General features: G+C 44.3%; 5 protein-coding genes. 4 read left to right on the top strand and 1 reads right to left on the bottom strand.

From position 1 onward, the window contains the following. Window positions 1-233: 233 nt before the first annotated feature. On the bottom strand, window positions 234-632 hold the full coding sequence (locus V7L31_RS00005) for a hypothetical protein (RefSeq protein ID WP_334694348.1): 399 nt from the start codon (window positions 630-632) through the stop codon (window positions 234-236). Window positions 633-916: 284 nt separating this feature from the next. On the opposite strand from V7L31_RS00005, the gene V7L31_RS00010 reads away from it, so the two are divergent. The 4 genes from V7L31_RS00010 to V7L31_RS00025 all read left to right on the top strand — a co-directional run bounded on the left by V7L31_RS00010 (window position 917) and on the right by V7L31_RS00025 (window position 3,657). After that, complete coding sequence (locus V7L31_RS00010; protein WP_334694349.1) at window positions 917-1,090, top strand: hypothetical protein; 174 nt, start codon at window positions 917-919, stop codon at window positions 1,088-1,090. Between the two features lie 411 nt (window positions 1,091-1,501). Next, the gene (locus V7L31_RS00015; protein WP_334694350.1) at window positions 1,502-1,780 is read left to right on the top strand and encodes a hypothetical protein; all 279 of its coding nucleotides are present in this window, start codon (window positions 1,502-1,504) and stop codon (window positions 1,778-1,780) included. Window positions 1,781-2,213: 433 nt separating this feature from the next. Continuing rightward, complete coding sequence (locus V7L31_RS00020) at window positions 2,214-3,401, top strand: IS110 family transposase (protein ID WP_334694351.1); 1,188 nt, start codon at window positions 2,214-2,216, stop codon at window positions 3,399-3,401. Window positions 3,402-3,414: 13 nt separating this feature from the next. Next, a complete protein-coding gene (locus V7L31_RS00025) occupies window positions 3,415-3,657 on the top strand; it encodes a hypothetical protein (RefSeq protein ID WP_334694352.1) in 243 nt (80 codons plus the stop codon). Window positions 3,658-3,708 lie beyond the last annotated feature (51 nt).

The raw sequence follows: 3,708 nt of genomic DNA on the forward strand, positions 1-3,708 counted from the left end.
TCTCGATGTGGTGTTCTTAGAGATAGAGACAACTTTGGGACGTGGATAAGAAGCTTGTTTTTGTATGCTATTTTCTGGCATAATACTATTAGTTTTGAAATATTAACTTAGCCGCCTAGAGGTCAGATTTTAGGTGGCTATTTACGTGTCTATTTGTCGGTTGCGATCGCACTTGTAGAGGTTGAGTGTGATCGCCAAACAAAACCGCCCTCACCTTTGCAGGTAGGACGGTTTTACTCTGGTTCTTCAGGTTTTTCGAGCGACTGAGCAGCTATGTTGTAGAGTTCTGCCTTGATCAGTCTCATTCCTTCGTCAAATGAGTCTGTAAAATTCTTATTCTCGTCAAGTCGAGCTTCAAGACGTTGGCGATGAGAACCAACATAGAATTTGAAACCTTGCTCTAATAACTCAAGTCGCTCTAATACTTTTCCAATATCGCTTTCTCCAGCGAGGGAGACGCCTGACCTAACGGTATGTCTCCCCTCGCTATCTTCGCTACCAAGTCCGCCCTGCTCAATCCTATTGCTTTTGCCTTCGCCTCGAATAACTCCCAGTCCTTCTTGCTTAGGAATAGGGACACGTTCTTTGCGTCGTCCGCTAGTTTCTTCGGCCTCGCCATGCTTTTTGCTCATATACAGTAAACCCATTTTACATATAGAAAACTAATTCCCATATAGAAAACTCTTGACACGAGGTTTTCTATATGATTAACATAACATCAGTTTCTCACATAGAAAACTATTTTTAGCTCCCTCCCCACATTTGCTTAGTGCCCGTGGGGACACACCAATAAACCGGAGCAACCAACCCGCGCCACCTTGCGCGGAACCACCCTGATCACTGTGAACCGAGCGCTAGCAACGAATTTGCTGGGCGGTGATATTTCATGTCTGCATACTTTATCCTTAGAAACCTTATGACAACCACAGTTCTAGAACTGCTTGAAGACCTAAAGCACTACCCTGGTGCAACGGAACTAATCATCAAAGATGTTGATGATCAAGAATTTGCGATCGTTGACTTCGAGGCTGAAGGTAACACCGTAAATATCATCATCGGCAAGGTGGTCTACACAGAGGAACAGCAATGAAACAGACTTCTCAAAGCTTGGTGTCTGTCCAGACACCAAGAGACATTTTTTTAGTGTCTGGTGTCTATTTGGTGTCTGCTAACGAAACGGACAGACACCAGCAAAACGCTTATACAGCATACCGTTTCGGCTCTGTCTATCATTTCGGTGTCTGATGTCTGGTGTCTATTTCTAGACAATTTTCTGTCTATTTCTGTCTGGTGTCTGTCTGAAATTTAGTAAATCAGAAAAATAATGGACAGACTTTAGAAAGACAGAAAATGGTTTACTTCAATTCCTAAAATTGGTATCCAATTCTCTGCAAATCAAAATACCTCAAAAATAGAGAATGTGCGCCACAAATTGGATGATTAGAGATCCAATTTATGACGACTTCCCCAACCACAAATACACTGTGAAAGGAGCAATTCTATGATGACAAAATCACCAACTTTTGTACATACCCTGAGCGGAATTCCTCTTCCCAAATATGAGCATGGGGATTTAGTCTGGTATGAAATAAATTTTGATACAACTTCTATAGCCTATTTTGGGAAGGTCGAAGAAAGGGTTTTAAACAATCACGCACCTGGTAAATATTATTGGGAATACCTAGTGTCAAGTGAAAGGATAATCCGTAGAGGAGAGTCACTAGACTTTCATGATGAGGATTTCGCGCTAGAAACTGACTTGCAGCGCTGGCAGCGCTAACGCTATAGACAAGCGATCGCACTTTACGAGGAGTGCGATCGCAATTTCATCTACCAATGTCAAAAATAAAAAAAAGTTAAAGCCAAAAAAATAACCGCCTGATGAATCGTAATTGTGAATTGCGATCGCGCTAATCTAAGCGCGGGCTACTTGACCCAGTAGCCGAAACGTGAGTTTATCTCACGTCGCGGACTGGAGTCCAACCCAGACGTACAGCACATACACACAGCAGCTTAGGGCTTTTGACTAGAAACAAGCTTTCGGCTTTCGGATATTCGTAAGCTCGGCTGCTGTGATTGTACTGTTTCCTCCCCATGTCGCCGGAGTTCGCGCTCCGGCATTGCCTTGAGAGTGAACTAGGCTCAAAGTGGCCTTCGGGTGATTCGCAGGCATGGCATCAGGGAACAAGACGAAACCACCTATGGAGAACTGAATGATTAGAATTTTGGGACTTGATGTTAGCAAGTCCTCAGTTTCGGCTTGTTTGCTCACGGATAAGCCCGAAGATCCACGTCAATTTTATTACGAATGTCCATTTTTTCAGTTGAGCGCTGATGCAAAAGGTATTCAAAATTTACTCGCGCTCAATGCGGACATTGCACTACTAGAACCTACTGGCAACAATTACAGCAAACTTTGGGGCACTCACTTGGCACGAAGCGGGGTAGAAGTTCGGCTAGTTGGTCATAAAGAATTGAGAAATTATCGAGCTAATCACCTAGCACTGCCAGATAAAGATGATGATGCTGATGCTCTCGCTCTTGCCTGCTACTACTTTGACTACCACCAAGACCCGCGTCGATTTGTCCAAATTCGCGATCGCGAAATAGTCAGAATTCGAGAACTAGTTTTGCGGCTGGCACATCTCAACCGCGTTCAGTCCCCGATCATGAATCGTATTCGTCAAGATTTAGCTTGGCAGTTTCCAGAAGTGGCACTGGTGAAGTCTAAGAGGGGTGAAGCAGGACTTGCACCTTTACTGTGGGGTTGGCTTGCTGGAATTCGTAAAAGCAGCCGCTATGACCGCCTGTACTCACAAACCGTCGGCTTAGGAATCACTGACACTGTTCGAGAACACGCAAAACGGATCTGTGACCTCCAACGTGAGGAACACGTCATCGAGACAGAGTTACGAGAACTGCTTGCTGACTCTCGATTTGACCATTACCGCACAGTTTTTAAAATGTTTGGATTTGGCGATCGCCTCTCGTCGGTGATTATTTCCCAGATTTACCCCATTGAGGGATTCCTGGATGCAGATGGTAAGCCAGAGGTGAGAATACGCCAGGGGCGAAACTCCAAAAAGCCTACTAAACGCCACCTTTCATTGAGAAGATTTCAGAAAGCCTTGGGCGCTGCTCCCTCAATGGAAGCATCCGGCGATAGCCGTAAATCCAAAGTAGTAGGTGGCTCAGATTTGTGTCGTAAGTCACTCTGGCAGTGGGTTTTTACTCGCATTGAACCGAAGCGATCGCGCCTCAAAAATGATATTGGTAAAACTTTGGGTGAACAGTTAGACACTGAAAAAGCAGCCGGTCGTCCTGTGAAGCTTGTCAGAAATCGCGTTGCAGCTAAAGGTGCAAGGTTGCTATTTCGGGAATTGGTTAAAGGTTTGAAGTAACAAAAAGGGAATTATGACCACTGAGTTGTACAAGATTCAGTACGTTGAGATGACTCCAGCCCAAGTGGAAGAATCAGAAGACGAACTAGAAATTTTAGAGATTGTGGCAGAGGTTGAAGGTGACGCATTTGAAGCGATTCATTTTTGGATAATAGACATGGAATGGAGCATAGTCGATTATCACCAAGTAAAAGGAGTTATCCCACTGGTATTTTTATCGCCAATGCATTACATGGCGTTAAAGCCCTCTAAGTGACGAAATGGAGATTTTGCCCATTCCCCACTCCTGTAAATTACTAGAGTGAAT

This window comes from Nostoc sp., assembly GCF_036916655.1.
GTDB lineage: Bacteria > Cyanobacteriota > Cyanobacteriia > Cyanobacteriales > Nostocaceae > Nostoc.